We start from the raw sequence: 16,292 nt of genomic DNA, 5'->3' as shown, positions 1-16,292 counted from the left end.
AGACGCGGTCGGCCAGCCGCTGCACGGCGGCCTTGCCGTTCTGCGCGTCCTCGACCATCCGGGCCATCTGCGCGAGCTGGGTGTCGGAGCCGACACGGGTCGCGCGGACGACCAGTCGGCCGCCGGCATTGACCGTGGCACCGATGACGGTGTCGCCGGGGCCGACCTCGACGGGGACCGACTCGCCTGTGACCATGGAGGCGTCGACCGCGGAGGCGCCGTCGACGACCTCGCCGTCGGTGGCGATCTTCTCCCCAGGGCGCACGACGAACCGCGTCCCGACGGTCAGCTCTCCGATCGGGATACGGGTCTCGATTGGGCCGTCGGGGCCGTCGCGCAGGACGGCGACGTCCTTGGCCCCGAGGTCGAGCAGCGCCCGCAGCGCGGCGCCTGCTCGACGCTTCGCGCGGGCCTCGAAGAACCGGCCGGCGAGGATGAAGGTGGTGACTCCCGCGCCCACCTCGAGATAGATGTTCCCGGCCCCGTCGGTGGGGGCGATCGAGAGCTCGAACGCGTGGGTCATCCCCGGGATGCCCGCGGTACCGAGGAACAGCGCGTAGAGCGACCAGCCCAGGGCGGCGAGCGTGCCCATGGAGATCAACGTGTCCATGGTTGCCGAGCCGTGGCGCAGGTTCGTCCAGGCGGCCCGGTGGAATGGCAGTGCACCCCAGATGATCACCGGCGCGGCGAGCGTCAGCGACGCCCACTGCCAGTAGGTGAACTGCAGGGCCGGGACCATCGCGAGGGCGATGGTCGGGACCGAGAGCACCAACGAGACGACGAGCCGGGTCCGGAGCTCGGTGGCCTCGCGATCAGCCTCGGGCTCCTCACCCCCGTCGGTCTCGTGCGCGGTCGACGGAGTGGCGGAGTAGCCGGCGGCTTCGACGGCCTCGACGAGGTCGGCGGTCGTGACCGTGTCGGGGTAGGTGACGCGGGCCTTCTCGGTGGCGAAGTTGACCGAGGCCTGGACGCCGTCGAGCTTGTTGAGCTTGCGCTCGATGCGGTTCGCGCATGAGGCGCAGGTCATTCCGCCGAGCGCGAGCTCGACGTGCTGTGCGCCGGTGACGCTCGCGGGCGCGGTTCCGGTGTCGGTGCTCATCGCGGGTGCTCCTCCCGTCGATCGTCAGTGGGCGGTGGTGCTGTGTGGTGGTGCGACCGGACCGGGCACGGAGTCGGGCCCGGCGAGCGCGCCGAGTCCGGCTCCGGCACCGAAGGTGATGGCGAGGGCCGCGCTGAAGGCCGCCAGGCGCGGTGCCGGGCGTTCGGACCATCGGGATACCCGTGGGCCGAGATGGCCCCGCGGGGCGGGTGCGGCACTCATGCCGCGTGCTCGGCGAGCCGGTATCCGGCCTCGGTCACGGCCGCTCGGATCTGCTCCACCGCGATCGGCGCCGAGGCGGTCACCGTAACCGCGCCCGTGCTGCGGTCGACGTCCACCGCGGTGACGGCTGGGATCTCCTGGAGCTCTTCGCGCGCGGAGCGCTCGCAGTGCTCGCAGGTCATCCCGACGACGGTGTAGGTGGTAGTGCTGCTCACGATCTTCTCCTCGGTGTCGACTCGGCGGGTGACGACGGACGTGGGTCTCAGGCGCGGACCAGGCGGGCGATGGCGGCGTTGGCCTCGGCGACCTTGCGATCAGCGACGTCGCCGCCTTCGCTCACCGCCTCGGTGACGCAGTGCTCGAGGTGGTCGGACAGCAGTTCCAGCGCCACGCCTTCGAGGGCACGGGTCGCCGCCGAGACCTGGGTGAGGACGTCGATGCAGTACGTGTCCTCCTCGATCATTCGGGCGATCCCGCGAACTTGCCCCTCGATGCGGCGCATCCGCTTCAGGTAGGCGTCCTTGTCCTGGCTGTAGCCGTGCATGACGACCTCCTCGCTCGACTCGAGCATATACCTCTAGGGGGTATGGGTATCAAGTCGAGCCCGTGGCGACTGCACGTCGGCGACCCGCAGGATCGTCGCGCACTACCGCGATCAGACGAGACATCGCTGCTCAGGAGCACGGGCAACCCGATCGGCAGCCCGCCATGGGCGGAGTTGCACACCCGGAGCGGGGCGGGATGCCGCGTGGCTTGCCCATACCCCGTACGGGTACGAGGTCGCTGGCCCGCGGGGCTCTCGCGGGCCTCCGCCGCGGTTCCCGACCTGAATGGACCGCGACCGAGGGACACGTCCGCAGTACTGTTCAGCCCGTGCTGAATCGTGAGTCGCGCGAGGTGGCGGCCGCACGGCTGGGTCGGGCGCTCGCGGACTCGACCCGCCGGCGCCTGTTGCTGGCGTTGGTGGACGGCCCTGGTTATCCGGCCGTGCTGGCGCAGAGGCTGGAGTTGACCAGGTCGAACGTGTCGAACCACTTGTCGTGTCTGCGCGGGTGCGGGCTGGTGGTGGCCCATGACGAGGGTCGACAGGTCCGCTACGAGCTCGCGGATCACCATCTCGGGCGGGCACTCTCCGAGCTGCTCGAGGTGGTGCTTGCGGTCGCTCCGTCTCCGGAGTGCGAGCCGCAGTGCACCCCTGCCGTGGGTCGCCACGAGGCAGCACTGCTCGGCGTCACCGGGACCGCGTCGTGAGCTCGCCACCGAGCGTCGAGGTCTCGGCGGTATCGGGCGAGCGCCGGCAGGTCTTGACTCGCCGGGTGCGGTCGTTGGTCGCGGTGACCATCGCCTACAACGTGATCGAGGCCGTGATCGCGGTGGCGGCCGGGACCGTTGCCTCGTCGGCCGCGCTGGTGGGGTTCGGCCTGGACTCGGTGATCGAGGTGTCCTCGGCGGCAGCCGTGGCGTGGCAGTTCGCGGGCCGGGACCCCGCGGCGCGGGAGAAGGTGGCGCTACGACTCATCACGGCGTCGTTCGTGGCTCTGGCGATCTACGTGTCGGTCGAGTCCATCCGCGCTCTGAGCGGCTTCGCCGAGCCGGAGCACTCGCCGGTCGGGATCGGGCTCGCGGCAGTGTCGCTCGTGGTCATGCCCTGGTTGTCGTGGGCGCAGCGTCGGGCAGGCCGCGAACTCGGGTCGGCCTCGGCGGTGGCGGACTCGAAGCAGACTCTGCTGTGCACCTATCTCTCGGCGGTGGTGCTGGTCGGGTTGGTTCTCAACAGCCTGTTCGGGTGGCGCTGGGCCGACCCCGCGGCAGGACTGGTGATCGCCGTGATCGCGCTCAGGGAGGCCCGGAACGCCTGGCGGGGTGACGGGTGCTGCACCCCGGCGCTGCAGGCCGTGGCTGCCGCGGAGCCCGTCAGCGCGTGTTCGTGCTGCGCGACGCGGGCCGTTCCCGGAGGCGGCTCGGGCGATCGGTGTTGTTCCTGATGTAGCTACGGGTGGGCGGGTACACGCCGAGCAGCGCCTCGAGAGGCGCCGGCGGACGCGGACCACACGTTCGCCGGCGCCCTCGGGCTACCTGATCAGACCCGACCGAGCAGGGTCTGCATCTGCAGGATTTCCGACTGCTGGTCGGCGATGATGGCCTGGGCGAGCTGCTTGGCCTGCGGGTTCTGCCCCTGAGCCAGCTCGGTCTGGGCCATCTGGATCGCACCGGTGTGGTGCTGGATCATCATGTCGAGGAACGCTCGGTCGAACGCCGCTCCGGACTGCGCCGACAGCTGCTGCATCTGGCCGTCGCTCATCATGCCGGGCATCGACGTGCCCCCCATCGGCATCCCCGTCATCCCCGGCATCCCGGGCATGGAGGTGCTCCCGGCCGGCGGCGCCGGGGCGCCCCAGGCGGCAAGCATGGCGTTCATCTGATCCAGCTCGGGGGCTTGGGCCCCCTCGATCTTCGTCGCCAGCTCTTTGATCTCGGGCGAAGCCGCCCGGGTCGGCGCGAGCTGGGACATGGCGATGGCCTGGGTGTGGTGCGGGATCATCTGCTGGGCGAACATCACGTCGGCCGCGTTGTGCTCGGCGGACACCGGCGCCGTGCCCTGCGCCGCTGTCGGGGTCGACGGTAGGGCGCTCGGCGTCGTCGTGGGGGCGGTGCTGGAGCAACCGGCCGCCACCGCGGCGACGGTCACGCCGGCGAGGACGCCACCGGCAAGTCGAGTACGCATGGGTTGTTCGTCTCCTTCGGCTGCACGCCCCGCTCCTATGCGGGCGTGCGCGGGCATGGGTCGGCGCCACAACGTCGAACTGTTGACGTCGCGGTGGGTCGACCTACAGCCGAAGAACCTGCAATCGGGCCTGCCTGCGCTGGGAAGGAGGCGGCCGAGGCGTGAGTGGGAGCCATCCCGTCGACGTGGAGGTCGAGGTGGCCTGCGCGCCGAGCGCAGAGGCAAGGAGTAGGAGCGCGGCCAGGGCAACGACCGCCGCGAGGACGGCCAGGCACAGATGCACCATCGCCATCCCGCCGGCCATCGGGTCCGGTGACCCGATCTCGGCAGTGCCCGCCACCGCGTCGCTCGCGTGCCGTGTGTCGAAGGCGAACCTGGCCGGCGCTGAACCCGGGGTCGCGACATGCCCACCGAACGAATCCGTCGCCGTCGGCAGCGCCTGGAAGCTCGACACACCGGCCGCCGCGTGGGACGCCATGTCCGCGCCCTCGCCGTGTGCGTGGGCTCCCACGACGTGGTGCATCACGACGACGAAAATAGCCAGGACGAGGAGCCCGAGCCGCTGCAGCATCCGACCGTGGGCGGGCGCGGCGGCGGGCAGCCCGACGGCGGCCGCGACCGGCACGAAGCTTCGCCCACGCCCTGACACGTTGCTCATTCTACGATCGCGGTGGCGGTACCGCTGTGAGGCGGGAGCCGAGGGGCTCTGTGGAGCAGCCGTGGCCGGTCCACACCTGCCCACGAGCAGCCCCGGCGCCCCAGACCCCGTTGGCGGGCGTCTAAGCCACCCACGCCGAATTTCGGATAGCGTGAGGTTCCGCTATCCGAGGAGGGGTGGGTTTGTGACGAGTGTTCGGCGGCGGGATCGGTGGCGGCGAGGCTGGGACCGCAGTGCGGGCGGCTACGACGCCCAGATGGCGCGGTTCGATCGCTGGTTGTTCCGGGACACCAGGACGTGGATCTGTTCCCGAGCCCGGGGGGAGGTCCTCGAAATCGCGGTGGGCACGGGGCTGAATCTGCCGCTCTACCCACCGTCCTGTCGTGTCACCGGCATCGACATCAGCGCGGAGATGATCGAGCACGCCCGCCGCCGGCGCGACGGGCTCGGGCGCGGCGACGAGCTGCGTCTCGGCGACGCCGAATCCATCGACCTGCCCGATCACAGCGTGGACACCGTGGTGTGCACCTTCTCCTGCTGCGCGATCCCCGACCATCTCCAGGCGCTGCGCGAGATGCTGCGGGTGCTGCGCCCAGGGGGGCGCCTGCTCCTGGCCGATCACATCGCCAGCGACTGGGCATCGGTCCGAGTCGGGCAGCGCCTCATCGAAGCGGTGACGATCCCGATCGCGGGCGAGCACTTCACCCGGCGGCCCGCCGCCGACCTGGCCGAACTCGCCGGCCTCGCCGACCACCCGATCGTCGTGCAGGAACGCGAGCGTTTCACGTTCGGCATCGTGGAGCGACTGGCGGCGGAACGCGTCTCGCCGTGACCTCATCGCACCGCGCGGGCCGACGACCGCGGCGCACACCCGCCGAGCGCCATTTGGGACGTCTCACGTCGTGGTCGCAGGACGCCGATCGCGCGACGTCGGTCACGTGGCCCTGGTTGGTGGTATGCCCGTACGGCGATGGGAAGTCGGGTCAGGGACGGGAAGCCGTGGCGGTGCCGGACGGAACCCCTGACCGGCCCCGGAGAACCGGTCTCGACTCGCGCAGGCCGGGCAGGCGGGAAGTGCTCCCTCCCGGCGGGATCCGTCGCCCTGCGAGACCTGCATGTCGCAGCTCAGCGACATGGTGCTGTCGTTCCACAAGCCTCGTTCCGGCGACCTCGAACAGGTGGAAGCCTGCGCATCCAGCGTGCGACGGGTTCACGTCGAGCTTCGCTTTCCCTGCTACCGTTCGGAGTATGGGCCCACCGAACGTCACGCATTGTGACTCTCGTGTGCGCTCAGCGGGATTGATCCTTTCGGCGTCGGCCGTGGTGGCACTGGCCGTCGTCTTCGACGTACTCGCTGACGAGCCACCGACGCACACGCTGACGGTGCTGTTGGCGGCGGGGACCGTGGGACTGGGCCGTCTCTGGCTACGCGGTCGTGCGGGCCAGGTTTTCGCTGCTGTGAACCTCGTCGTGATCGGCCAGCCCGCCGTGCACGCCCTCACCAAGCTCACCCACGCCGGCGCCGAGATGTCGCCCCACTCGCATGCCGTGCCCGAGAGTTTCTTCGCGATCGCGATCCACGTCGTGATCGCCGTGCTCGTGGTCGCGGTGGCTGCCAGTGAACCGCTGTGCGTCGTCATCGCCCGGGCCGTTCTGCGCGCGCTGGCCATCCTCACGCGGACCGAGCAGCCCGCCGGGCCGCCGGTCCTCCGACTCCACAGGCGCGAGCGACAGAACGATTCGCCGCACCATCGGGATCTCCTTCTCCGACAGAGCCTCACGCGACGTGGCCCGCCCACCTCGCGCGCCCGCATCGTCTGAGCTCTCCTCCCGACGACGTTCCTGGTCCTGCACCACGGCGCGCTTCCCAGCACGCCGCGCAGGTCCATGGGAAGGGGTTCAGCGATCGGCGCCGACGGTGCCCTGTCCGCACCGGACCGCCCGTCCGGTCATCCCGTGAGGCTCCAATGAGCAACCGACCGACCCTCCCGTCCTCCAACCCCCGACCTCGAATCGCCGAGGCCGGTCCGCGCCGCGCGCTGACCGGTCGCCGTGCCCTGGTGACAGGGGCTCGCGGCTTCATCGGCTCCCGCCTGGTGCGCTCCCTGCTCGACGACGGCGCCGAAGTGCACGTGCTGATCCGACCCGACGACCACCGCCCGGTCCACGCGGTCGCGTCGACACGCGGGCTCGCGCACCGCATCACCTGGCATCGCTGCGACCTCGTCGACGTCGACGCCGTGCAAGCCGTCTTCCGCGAGATCGCGCCCGAGGTGGTCTTCCACCTCGCGAGCCGCGTCCAGGGCCACCGGGATCTCGCGCTCGCCCTGCCCATGCTCGAGGACAACACCCGCGCGGCGGTGAACATCAGCAGGCGCATCAGGAGCTCCACGAGCTCAGGTACTAGGGGCTGTTCCCGGTCTTCCAACTGGGCGCGGCGTTGCCCCATCGTTGGCGCTTTCGGCACGGTCCCCCACCAGGTCGCCCTCGTATCCTGGAGAAGGACAGTAGAGCCTGTCTCACGCCGCCATCACATGGCCGAGACCGAGGTGGTGTCCAGCTTCCGGGAAAAGCGACGTTCCGGTGCACTTCCGACATCTGCCGCTGTCAGAACTCGGGACCGGGTCCCGGGTCGAAGCGGCGTTCGAGGCCGGCCGGTCGACGGCGGCCTCGTGACCCCCAGGGAGATGATCATGGGTGTACCCGAGATCCTGGCACTCCTCGCCGTCCTCATCGTCGCGGTCGCGGGTGTGACCGTCGCGGCGCTGGCTGTCCTTCATCCCGACCGCGAGATCCGCGCCCGGGCAGTGTCGGTCTTGACGCTGCTGTTCAGCGGTCGCCGCCCCAAGGGGCAGTAGCCCGAGGCGCCCCGCCGACTGTGGCGGCGCGGCGACGGCGCCAGTGCGGCGCCGACTGGGGAGGTCGACGGCGGGCGGACACGAGAGTGGTGTCCGCCCGCTTCTCGTTGTCCGAGCTAGCGGAGCAGGTCGGTGTAGGCGGCGACCTCGCTGATCATCACGCGGACATCCGGCCCGGTGGGCATCGGCAGGTTCACCGACTCCACGGCGGCGTTCTGGACGCCGACGTAGCCGTTCAGCGTCCGCACGATGTCGGCCTGCTGCTCGTCGGTGCCTGCCACCTCGAACACGTAGCCGCTCTTGAGCCACACCTGCACACGCACTCCCTAGAACCACGCAAAGCGGACACCTGACGATCATGTCGTCGCAGCGCAGGGGTCACCCGTTACAGAGCGCAGCGCGGTGGTGGCGAACCCGCTTCGGAGGCTGTCCCGCCGTCGAGGTCCAGCTGCTTCGAAGCCTCGCACGACCCGCCCGCTGCACGCGGTCGCAGCGGGTGCGCCGGAACCGACCCCGCGCGGACGGGAGATGGCAGCTCAGCCGCTGGGCTTCGCTTTCGCTCGTCGTGCGCTATCGGGGTGACGGGGCGCGGCGGCGGTACTCACCGTGGCTAGACACACCTCCACGACGTTCTCGCCCCTGTGAAAGCGCAGTAGCGGCCAACCCTCGACCGGAGTCTCGCCCTCGTCGATGAAATCAGGGCGACCCCGCAGTGCGGCGGTCACCGACCGCTGAGCTCGCTGAAAGTCGCTCCGCTCCACGAGCAGGAGGAGCAGCGCCTTAGTGTCCTGGACCTGGAGGTAGCCCATGAGCTGGTCGAGGTGATGACGCTCGGCGAAGCTCCCCGGACCTGCTAGATCATCTTCCCCAGTTGACTGCAGCATAGCGGTCGTTCCTTGTGCTCGATGGGCGGAGCGCGCAGCAGGTTGGCAGGTCGGGCCGCGATGGGCTGTGGCTGCCGAAGAAATCGGGTGGGGCGCGGTTGTCGAAGGACGGCGCCAGACCAATCCCCGGCCCCGCCTCGAGCAGTCAGGAACTTCAACCAGTTCGCTGCTCAGCGGGTGTAGATGCCGGTTGGGGTGTCGTGGTAGCCCTTGGCGCCGACGCTGCGGGCCAGGACGCTGAGCGGGTCTCCGTCAGCAGCGACGGCTGCGGCTGCGGTGTCGACGGTGTGGCGTGGGTGCCAGTCGAGGTCGCGACGTGCGCGGTCGTTGACGTAGACGCGGTCGATGGTGGGAAACATGCGCCAGCCCCATTGCTCGTAGCGCGCGGCCAGTGCTGGAGCCCGGCGGCGCAGGACCGCGGGAGCGTCGCGGCCGAGCTCGGCGAGGTCGTCGTGGGTGAACGGGGTGGTGGCGCTGATGATGTAGCGGCCGAATCTGAGGTCGGGGCCTCGGTGGGCTGCCTGCAGGTGGGCGTCGACGACGTCGACGAGGTCGACGCGGCGATAGCAGAACTCGTTGAGCTTGATGTTCGCGTCTCCGTAGGCGGCGCGGGTCCGCTCGTTGTCGTCGAGTTCCGGGAAGAACCGCGCGGTGCGCAGGACGATCACCGGAAGGCCGAGGTCGGTGGCGGCGAGCTCGCAGAGGTCCTCGGCCGCGGTCTTGGTGGCGCCGTAGATGTTGCGGACCCGGTGGGTGACGTCCTCGGTGATCCAGGCAGCTGGCTCGCCCGGCCCAGGGGTCAAGGCGTGTCCGAAGGCGCTGGTGCTGGAGGTGAACACCACGCTCCGCGCTGCTGCCGCGGCGGCGGACTCGAGGACGGCCAGGGTGCCGGCGACGTTGACCTCGACGAAGTCGGCGCGGGTGTGGGACCCGATGTGGGGTTTGTGCAGGGTCGCGGTGTGCAGCACGTGCTTGACCCCGTTCATCGCCTCGGCCAGCGTGGCGCGGTCGGTGATCGAGGCGACCAGGTCGGTGTGCGGCGACGGGGTGATGTCTAGCCCGCGGACGTTCTCGCCGCGCTCGCGCAGGGTGCGGACCAGGGCCTCGCCGAGGTGGCCGCTGCTGCCGGTGACCAGCCAGCGGCTCACGGGCTGCTCGCCTGGTCGAGTAGGTCGCGGCCGTGCGCGTAGGCCTCGCGCAGGTCCTCGCCGCGGTAGGCGACCCGGGCCAGGGCCTCGATGGTGGGGTCGGCGTTGACCGCGACGGTGTTGGGTAGATGAGCGAACAGCGGCTCGTCGGACATGGAGTCGCCGTAGGCCACGCAGGCCAACGGCGACAGGCCTCGCGCGGTGCGTTCCGCCTCGGTGAGGCGGACCTTGTCGGCGGGGGTGAGGATCGCCTCGGGATCGATGGGGGCGGTGAACGGCAGCGGCGGGAACAGCGAGCCGTGGACGACCTCGATGCCGTAGTCGTGGAGGTGGCGGGCGAAGAAGTCCGGCGACATGGTGATCAGCATCGAGGTCTCGCCGCGGGCGGTGATGTCGGCGCAGACTTCGGCGATCCCTCCGATCCAGGGCGCCCCGGTGGCGATGTCGGCGACCAGGGTGGGGTCGAGATCGGCCCAGAGCTCGCGGACCTCCACCGCGAACTCGGCCGCGGTGATCTCGCCGGTGGCGAAGCGGCGTTCGAGGTCGGTGAGCTCGTCGAGCTGGTTGAGGCGGCGGCTGATCTCCAGGCTGGCGGTGGTGGCGCGCAGCAGGGTGCCGTCCATGTCGAACACGTGCAGAGCGCTCACCGGTGGTTCTCCCAGGCCCGCAGGGTGTAGGCGGCGGCACCAGCGTTGCTCGGTCTGCCCGCCCAGGCGTCCAGGACGAACCGGGTCGGGCCGAACAGCTCAGCGGGCAGCGCGTCGGGCTCGAACCAGGCCAGCTCGCTGAACTCGTGGGTGGCCACCACCTCGGGTTCCCCGGTGACGTCCTCGGCGACGACGCCGGCGGTCCAGACCAGGCGGTCGTCCTCGATCGGCGTCAGTCCGAGCGCGAATACCGTCGCGGTTGCAGCGTGCAGCCCGGTCTCCTCGGCCAGCTCGCGTCGAGCAGCCGACTCGAACGACTCGCCAGCGTCGAGGGTGCCACCGGGCAGCGACCAGCTCACCGCTTCACCGGCCTTCTCTCGGCGCCCCAGCAGCAGCGTCGGCCCCCGGCGCACGATCACCCCGACTCCCAGCTTCGGTGACGACACGACAGCAACCCCCGTTCCTGCGCTCCCTCCCGCCGCCGATCGCCAACGACGACGAGCCGGAAAAATCGCGCCTCACGATCTCAGGGTGCCTCGGCTCGGTGTGGAGCGCCCGCCTGATTTCGGGTCCCCGGCCCGACGTCGCCGGCCGCGAGCGGGTTGTCCGCGCGGCCGGCGACACCCGCTCTCAGGCCCGTCGCAACGACACCACTCCGGGTCTGGGCAACGTCGGGCGAGCGGCCTCCGGGGTGGTCAGCAGCGCGACGACGCTGACGTCGTTGCCGCAGTGCGGGCAGGCACGGACCGCGACCGGCGCCGGCCTCGACCGGGGCTGCTCCTCGTGCTGATCGCCGACAGCGTGACGGCGACTGTGGCCGGCCTTGCGGCAGCGCTCCGAGCAGTAGCGGTGGCGTGGACCAGCGGGGATGAAGGCGGTCCAGCAGATCGGGCAGCTGCGCTCAGACCGCCAGCTCGCGTCGGTTCCTCGTGCCAGGTCAGCTGGCATGGCTGCCTCCCAGACCCGCCCCGTCCCGGACCGCCGAGCCCGAGCGGTGACCGGCTGCGGCGCGCAGGGTGTCGGAGGTCTGCTGGTGGGCGCGCAGCCGGTAGGAGGGTCCGTCGATGCCGACGACGGTCGCGCGGTGCAGAAGCCGATCCAGCATCGCGGCGGCGACGGTGGCGTCGCCGAACGCTCCGGCCCAGTCCGCGATACCGACGTTGGTCGTCAGAATCGTCGAGGATTTCAGGTAGCGCTGGTTGATGACCTGGAACAGCGCCGACGCCCCATCGCCTGGGAGCGGCAGATACCCGAGTTCGTCGATGACCAGGAGTTTCGGGCCGGCGAAGAAGCGCATGACGGTGTTCCAGCGGCCCTCGAGGGCGGCTTTGTGGCAGCGGGCGGCGAGGTCGGCGGCGGTGGTGAAGTAGACCCGGGCGCCGGCCTCGGCGGCGCCCCTGGCGAGGGCGACGGCGAGCATGGTCTTGCCGACCCCGGGTGGGCCGACGAGCAAGACGTTCGCGGCGTCGTCGAGGAACCGCAGCGTCGCCAGGTCCCGGACCAGCTTCTCGTCGACCCCTGGCTGGGCGGCGAAGTCGAAGTCGGCCAGGGTCCAGGGGGCGGGCAGGCAGGCGAACCGCAACCGTCCCGCGAGGCGGCGAGCCTCGGTGGCGTCGACCTCGATCTCCAACAGCCGCTCGAGCGCGGCAGTCAGCGACAGCCGCTCGGAGCGGGCCGCGTCGAGGACGGTGTTGAGGTGCTCGGCGGCGTCGTTGAGCTTCAGGTAGCCCAGGTGCGCGCGCAGGTTCTGGTAGCGGCGGGCTTCGCTGGTCGTCACCGGACCTCACCCCCAACCGGCGCCGACGCTGAGGAAGACGTGGCGCGGGCAGCCGCGGGGACCAGCGCGGCGTAGGTCGCCATGTCGACCACGACCCGCTGCGCCGAGCTCGTGCTCGATCTCGCGCTCGCTGTGGCGGCCGTGGCTGGAGCACCTCGAAGGCGGGCGGCCTCGGCGCGCGACGCCTCACCCGCGGGCCGGCGGGTCTTCGCTCGACACGGCCGGGCGTCGCTGAACGCCTGCAGAACCCGCGCTTCCAGCGCCCGGACGTGGCCCTGGTCGCGGACCACCGCCCCGGCCCCGTCCGGCGCGGCGTGGTGGACCGCGACCGTCGCCCCCGCCGCGGTGACGATGCGCAGCTCGTCGGCCCCGAGGCGCCGCCGCAGCATGACCTGCGCGCCCGGCATCCCCGGTGGCACCGAGTAGCGGTTGCCGCGGAACGCCACCAGCGCCTGCGCGGACACCGTCCGGACGACCGTGAGCTCGGCGGGGTAGGCGGCCGTTGGTGCGGCCCGCAGCCCCTCGCCCGCGGCGAGCGCGCCGACCGTGGTGCGCTCGCCGTCGCGGCGTCGGGCGCGGCCGTCGAGGCGGTCGCAGAGCTCATCCAGACTGGTCTCCGCGGCGGCGACGGTGGTGTCGTCGCCGACGGTGCGCCACCAGCGCTGTGCGGCGGTGTGGTTGGCCTTCTCGACCACGCCCTTGCGGTTGCCGTGGCGCGGTGGGCAGAGATCGACCCCGACGCCGTAGTGCTTCGCGACGTGCGCGAACGCCGCCGACACCGTGTTCGTCGCCGGTGAGCAGACCGTGGCCATCCGGTCGAACCGCCACCGCCGCGAGACGCCGCCGAGCTTGCGGGTGACGCGGTCGAGGGCCTCGACCAGGTGCGGGAAGTCCTCGGACTCCGCGAGCACCGCCCGCCACCGCCCCGAGTGGGCCAACGACCCCACCAGCAGGTGCGCGTTCGCCCCGACACCCCACGAGCTCGGGGGGTTCGGCAGCTCCAGCCAGTCCCACTGGGTCTCCTCCCCCGCGGGATGGGTGATCAGCGCGGCGTCCCGGCCGCGGGACGCCGAGCAGGGCTCGCAGTGCGGGCGCAGCCCGTGGGCCCGGATCGCCGCGGTCAGCGACGGATAGGACCCGGTGAACCCCAGCTTCGCGAGCTCGTCGAGCAGGGTCGAGGCCCACAGGTGCGGATCCTCGGCCAGGCGCAGCCGGCAGTACTCCAGGAACGGCTCGGCCACCGTCGGCTCGCGGCGGACCCGCTGCTCGGGGACCCGCCGGCCCTCGAGGTAGGCGCGGACGGTCTTGCGGTCATGACCCACGTGCCGGGCGATCGCCGAGATCGACCAGCCCCGCTCACGCAGAGCGTGCACTTCCACATCAGCCTCCCAGGACAACACCCGGGCCTCCCGCTGCTCCGCCGGTGATCACTCACCCGGCAGCCCAACGGCCGACCCTCCCGAGGCCTCGGCACCACGCCGAGAACCTGTCGCTACCTGGGGAAGTTGATCTAGCAAGGGTGGGGAACTTCGGTTGGCGCCATCAGAGGGCGGTGCTTGCGGCGGCTGGTCCGGAGTACTTCTTGTTCTCGCCGATGAAGACCTTCTCCGGACCCGCTCCCGTGGGAAGAGCGTCGGCCTTGATGAAGATGTCGGTCTTGCCGCCCCGGCTGTAGACCTCACGGTTCGCGCCGGGCAACGCCGCGTTGAGGGTGACCACCAGCAGGTCACTGATGCGGTCTTCGTCGAGTTGCCGGTAGGCCTCGGGGTGTTGCTCGACCGCGTTCGCCCACACCCGCACTGTCCGGAGCACCTGCTCGAAGCTGGCGTCCGCGAAGCGCGGTGGCGTCCCGGAGGGCAGGGCGAGGTCCGTGCCTCCCGCAGCTTCGGGCAGGGGTTGGTCTTCGGCCAGCTGAGGCTCCGGGTCCTTCCAGTCGGCCGGGAACCCGATGCTGTCCCGGGCAGCTTGTAGTCCCCGCAGGCGCTGTCGGCGTCGTGCGACGGCATCGCTGAGCAGGGCAGGCAGGTCTGTCTCGAAGAACCGGCGGTGCTGCTCGGCGATGGCGACGATGATCGGTTGCACACGCGCGAGGTGTGCCGCGAGTTCACCGCCGAGGTCGAGGTGCAGTTCTGCGGCGCGGTCGAGGTCGGCCTCGAGGTGCTCGACGAAGGTGTAGAGACCGCGACTCCGTTGCGGATCGTTGTCGCCGGCGACCTGCCAACGCTGGGACTCCAGTCGCGCCAGGTAGTCCTGCAGATCTGCGCCCGGCCCCCCTGCCACCTCCCGGGATCGGTCCGCGAAAGAGACGCCGTCGTCGACCGCCACCAGATCGCTGCCAGTATCCGCGTCGTGGCCGGCGTCGTCCGGCCACCATCGCAGGGCCTCGATGTCGCCCTCGACGAGGTAGCGCACCCAGTGCCGCACGGTCGGTGCGCGGACGGTTCCCGCCTCGTTGGGCCGGTACTCCCCAGAACTTGTGCCGGTGGCGCGGCCCTCGCCGAGGGTCGGTGGGGCCACCCAGTAGGCAGCAAGGAGCCGTTCGACGGTGGCCTCCGGGTCGGCCAGGTCGACCAGGCTCATCACATCGATGTCGGCGAGCGCGGGGGTCGTGTACTGCTGCGCCAGGTACCCCGAGAGGGGGCTCGTGGTCCGTTGGAAGTCGCGGAAGACCGCGGTCATCGGGCTGCCGGCGGCACGGGCCCCTCGGGGCCGCGGCGCAGCCCGAGATGACGCGTCGGGTTGGTGGCAGCGAACCGTTCGGCGTCCTCGACGTAGCCGCGCATCGTGGTCGCCGAGCGCCTGCGTCGTCCGGTCCTTTCTCCAGGCATCGACGAGTCGTGAACGGGTCCGCACCTCCCACGGGCCCGTCACCCCCGCGCCTCGTGGGCGGGGTGGAGATCGCTCGGATGACGCCGCCCCGATCCGGGGTCCGGTGCGCTCGGCGGCGAACACCCTCGCGCAGCGGGGACCGGTCGGCTCGGCACTCCGCACCGTGCACGACCCGGGCGTCCGCTGTGGACGCCCGCCGTGTCCAGCCACGACGCGGCGCACAGGACCCGATGACGCTCCGGGCGACGGAAAGGCACTGATGGACGAGGCACTGCTCAGGTCCGATCTGTTCGGTGGACTGGACCCGACTGCCGCGGAGGCACTGGCGGCGGCGCTCGATCGCGTCGATCTCCCTCGTGGTGCCGTCGTCTTCGGTGAGGGCGAGCAGGGCGACCGCCTCTTCGTCCTGCGGAGCGGGGTGGTCACGGTGGGCCGTCGGGCCATCGACGGGCGGGAGATCCTGCTGTCGGTCATCGGGCCGTCCGACGTGTTCGGCGAACTCGCCGCCTTCGATCCCGGCCCCCGGACCTCGACGGCCACGTGCGTCACCGATGTCCACGTCTACTCCCTGGGTGGAGCCGCGCTCACCAGGTGGATCACACGATCACCGGAGTTCGCGGACCACCGGCTGCGCCTGCTCGTCCGTCGACTCCGTCGCGCCGAGAGCCGACTCACGGAGATGGCCGTCAGCGAGGTGGCGAGCCGGGTCGCCGCGGTCCTGCTGCACCTCGCGCATCGCTTCGGCTACCAGGAGGCAGGCAGGCTCCGGATCAGGGCGGTCCTCAGCCACGACGAGATCGCCGAGCTCGCGGGTGCATCGCACGAGGTGGGCAGGAAGGCCCTGGAAGACTTCGTGGCCCGTGGGTGGTTGCTGGTGGACAAGAAGTCCCTCGTCGTTCTCGAACCGGACCGCCTTCGCCGTCACTCCCGTCGAGCGGTGAGCGGAGACCTCCAGGTCGGCTCATCGGTGGGTCACGACGACCGTCACCGGGCCGCCCCCCGTGCGCGCGATGTCCAGGGAGCGGAAGGTCGAGCCGATCGCCGCTTCCACGTGGGTGTCGATCCCGTGTCTGCCGACCATGACTAGGTCGATCTCCCACCGCTCCGCCGCCGGGGAGGAGCTGCTCGAGCGTGCCCACCGGGCCCGAGCCGAATCGGTCCGCCTCGGCCTCGAGGCCGTCGGTAGCCGTCAGCGGTCACGAGAGATCTGTACCGGGTCCATCCGCGTGCGGGACGGCACTTTTCGGAGGTGGACGTGATCCCTCATCGGCTACGACGCCCGCCGACCGGTCGTGGCCATCGCCGCTGAGCGGTTCGCCCGACGAGTCCTGCTCCCGCCCGACCGGTCGGTCCAGGTGCCGCCGATGTCGAGGGAGCCGCCAGGAGCAGGCCGACACACGACGAAGGCCCCGACCGATGCCGGTCAGGGCCTTCATGTGAGGGTG

General features: G+C 71.1%; 18 protein-coding genes. 6 read left to right on the top strand and 12 right to left on the bottom strand.

Annotated elements, in window-relative coordinates:
• The 3 genes from LN037_RS28670 to LN037_RS28660 all read right to left on the bottom strand — a co-directional run.
• On the bottom strand, positions 1–1,099 hold a 1,099-nt coding region (locus tag LN037_RS28670), incomplete at its 3' end, for a heavy metal translocating P-type ATPase (RefSeq protein WP_230759907.1).
• Positions 1,100–1,317: 218 nt separating this feature from the next.
• Positions 1,318–1,536 (bottom strand): heavy-metal-associated domain-containing protein, encoded by a 219-nt coding sequence (locus tag LN037_RS28665; RefSeq protein ID WP_308286208.1) that lies wholly within the window; start codon positions 1,534–1,536, stop codon positions 1,318–1,320.
• A 47-nt stretch (positions 1,537–1,583) separates the two neighbouring features.
• Entirely contained in the window at positions 1,584–1,865 is a 282-nt protein-coding gene (locus tag LN037_RS28660) for a metal-sensitive transcriptional regulator (RefSeq protein ID WP_230759906.1), read from the bottom strand.
• Between the two features lie 329 nt (positions 1,866–2,194).
• Between LN037_RS28660 and cmtR the strand changes: the two genes are divergently transcribed.
• The gene (gene cmtR / locus LN037_RS28655; RefSeq protein WP_230759905.1) at positions 2,195–2,572 is read left to right on the top strand and encodes a Cd(II)/Pb(II)-sensing metalloregulatory transcriptional regulator CmtR; all 378 of its coding nucleotides are present in this window, start codon (positions 2,195–2,197) and stop codon (positions 2,570–2,572) included.
• Positions 2,569–3,306, top strand: a complete 738-nt coding sequence (locus tag LN037_RS28650; RefSeq protein WP_372460552.1) for a cation diffusion facilitator family transporter — start codon at positions 2,569–2,571, stop codon at positions 3,304–3,306. Before cmtR ends, LN037_RS28650 begins: the two co-directional genes overlap by 4 nt.
• Before the next feature lie 95 nt (positions 3,307–3,401).
• Here the strand turns inward: LN037_RS28650 and LN037_RS28645 are convergent, their stop codons facing one another.
• The gene (locus LN037_RS28645; RefSeq protein WP_230759904.1) at positions 3,402–4,010 is read right to left on the bottom strand and encodes a DUF305 domain-containing protein; all 609 of its coding nucleotides are present in this window, start codon (positions 4,008–4,010) and stop codon (positions 3,402–3,404) included.
• Positions 4,011–4,149: 139 nt separating this feature from the next.
• Positions 4,150–4,704 carry a hypothetical protein gene (locus LN037_RS28640; protein ID WP_230759902.1) on the bottom strand — a complete coding sequence of 185 codons (555 nt, stop codon included), beginning with the start codon at positions 4,702–4,704 and terminating at the stop codon, positions 4,150–4,152.
• A 256-nt stretch (positions 4,705–4,960) separates the two neighbouring features.
• On the opposite strand from LN037_RS28640, the gene LN037_RS28635 reads away from it, so the two are divergent.
• From LN037_RS28635 to LN037_RS28625, 3 genes are all read left to right on the top strand, one after another.
• On the top strand, positions 4,961–5,536 hold the full coding sequence (locus LN037_RS28635; RefSeq protein WP_230759901.1) for a class I SAM-dependent methyltransferase: 576 nt from the start codon (positions 4,961–4,963) through the stop codon (positions 5,534–5,536).
• Between the two features lie 491 nt (positions 5,537–6,027).
• Positions 6,028–6,525, top strand: a complete 498-nt coding sequence (locus LN037_RS28630; RefSeq protein ID WP_230759899.1) for a hypothetical protein — start codon at positions 6,028–6,030, stop codon at positions 6,523–6,525.
• Positions 6,526–6,671: 146 nt separating this feature from the next.
• Positions 6,672–7,562, top strand: coding sequence for an NAD-dependent epimerase/dehydratase family protein (locus tag LN037_RS28625; protein ID WP_230759897.1), 891 nt, complete (start codon positions 6,672–6,674; stop codon positions 7,560–7,562).
• Positions 7,563–7,678: 116 nt separating this feature from the next.
• Here the strand turns inward: LN037_RS28625 and LN037_RS28620 are convergent, their stop codons facing one another.
• The 7 genes from LN037_RS28620 to LN037_RS28590 all read right to left on the bottom strand — a co-directional run bounded on the left by LN037_RS28620 (position 7,679) and on the right by LN037_RS28590 (position 14,697).
• The gene (locus LN037_RS28620; protein WP_230759896.1) at positions 7,679–7,879 is read right to left on the bottom strand and encodes a hypothetical protein; all 201 of its coding nucleotides are present in this window, start codon (positions 7,877–7,879) and stop codon (positions 7,679–7,681) included.
• Between the two features lie 737 nt (positions 7,880–8,616).
• Positions 8,617–9,594 (bottom strand): NAD-dependent epimerase/dehydratase family protein, encoded by a 978-nt coding sequence (locus LN037_RS28615; protein WP_230759894.1) that lies wholly within the window; start codon positions 9,592–9,594, stop codon positions 8,617–8,619.
• Positions 9,591–10,241 carry an HAD family hydrolase gene (locus LN037_RS28610; protein WP_230759892.1) on the bottom strand — a complete coding sequence of 217 codons (651 nt, stop codon included), beginning with the start codon at positions 10,239–10,241 and terminating at the stop codon, positions 9,591–9,593. The genes LN037_RS28615 and LN037_RS28610 overlap by 4 nt, the downstream gene beginning before the upstream one ends.
• Complete coding sequence (locus LN037_RS28605) at positions 10,238–10,687, bottom strand: nucleotide triphosphate diphosphatase NUDT15 (RefSeq protein WP_230759890.1); 450 nt, start codon at positions 10,685–10,687, stop codon at positions 10,238–10,240. The genes LN037_RS28610 and LN037_RS28605 overlap by 4 nt, the downstream gene beginning before the upstream one ends.
• 491 nt (positions 10,688–11,178) lie before the next feature.
• Positions 11,179–12,018 carry an IS21-like element helper ATPase IstB gene (gene istB / locus LN037_RS28600; RefSeq protein WP_230759888.1) on the bottom strand — a complete coding sequence of 280 codons (840 nt, stop codon included), beginning with the start codon at positions 12,016–12,018 and terminating at the stop codon, positions 11,179–11,181.
• Positions 12,015–13,397 carry a Mu transposase domain-containing protein gene (locus tag LN037_RS28595; RefSeq protein ID WP_230759886.1) on the bottom strand — a complete coding sequence of 461 codons (1,383 nt, stop codon included), beginning with the start codon at positions 13,395–13,397 and terminating at the stop codon, positions 12,015–12,017. Before LN037_RS28595 ends, istB begins: the two co-directional genes overlap by 4 nt.
• 163 nt (positions 13,398–13,560) lie before the next feature.
• The gene (locus LN037_RS28590; protein ID WP_230759884.1) at positions 13,561–14,697 is read right to left on the bottom strand and encodes a hypothetical protein; all 1,137 of its coding nucleotides are present in this window, start codon (positions 14,695–14,697) and stop codon (positions 13,561–13,563) included.
• A gap of 409 nt (positions 14,698–15,106) precedes the next feature.
• On the opposite strand from LN037_RS28590, the gene LN037_RS28585 reads away from it, so the two are divergent.
• On the top strand, positions 15,107–15,934 hold the full coding sequence (locus tag LN037_RS28585; protein ID WP_255695174.1) for a Crp/Fnr family transcriptional regulator: 828 nt from the start codon (positions 15,107–15,109) through the stop codon (positions 15,932–15,934).
• The last annotated feature ends 358 nt before the right edge of the window (positions 15,935–16,292 follow it).

Source organism: Actinomycetospora soli (assembly GCF_021026295.1).
Lineage (GTDB): Bacteria > Actinomycetota > Actinomycetes > Mycobacteriales > Pseudonocardiaceae > Actinomycetospora > Actinomycetospora soli.
Note: the sequence above shows the minus strand (reverse complement) of the source record. Positions and strands in the feature narration are given on the sequence as shown.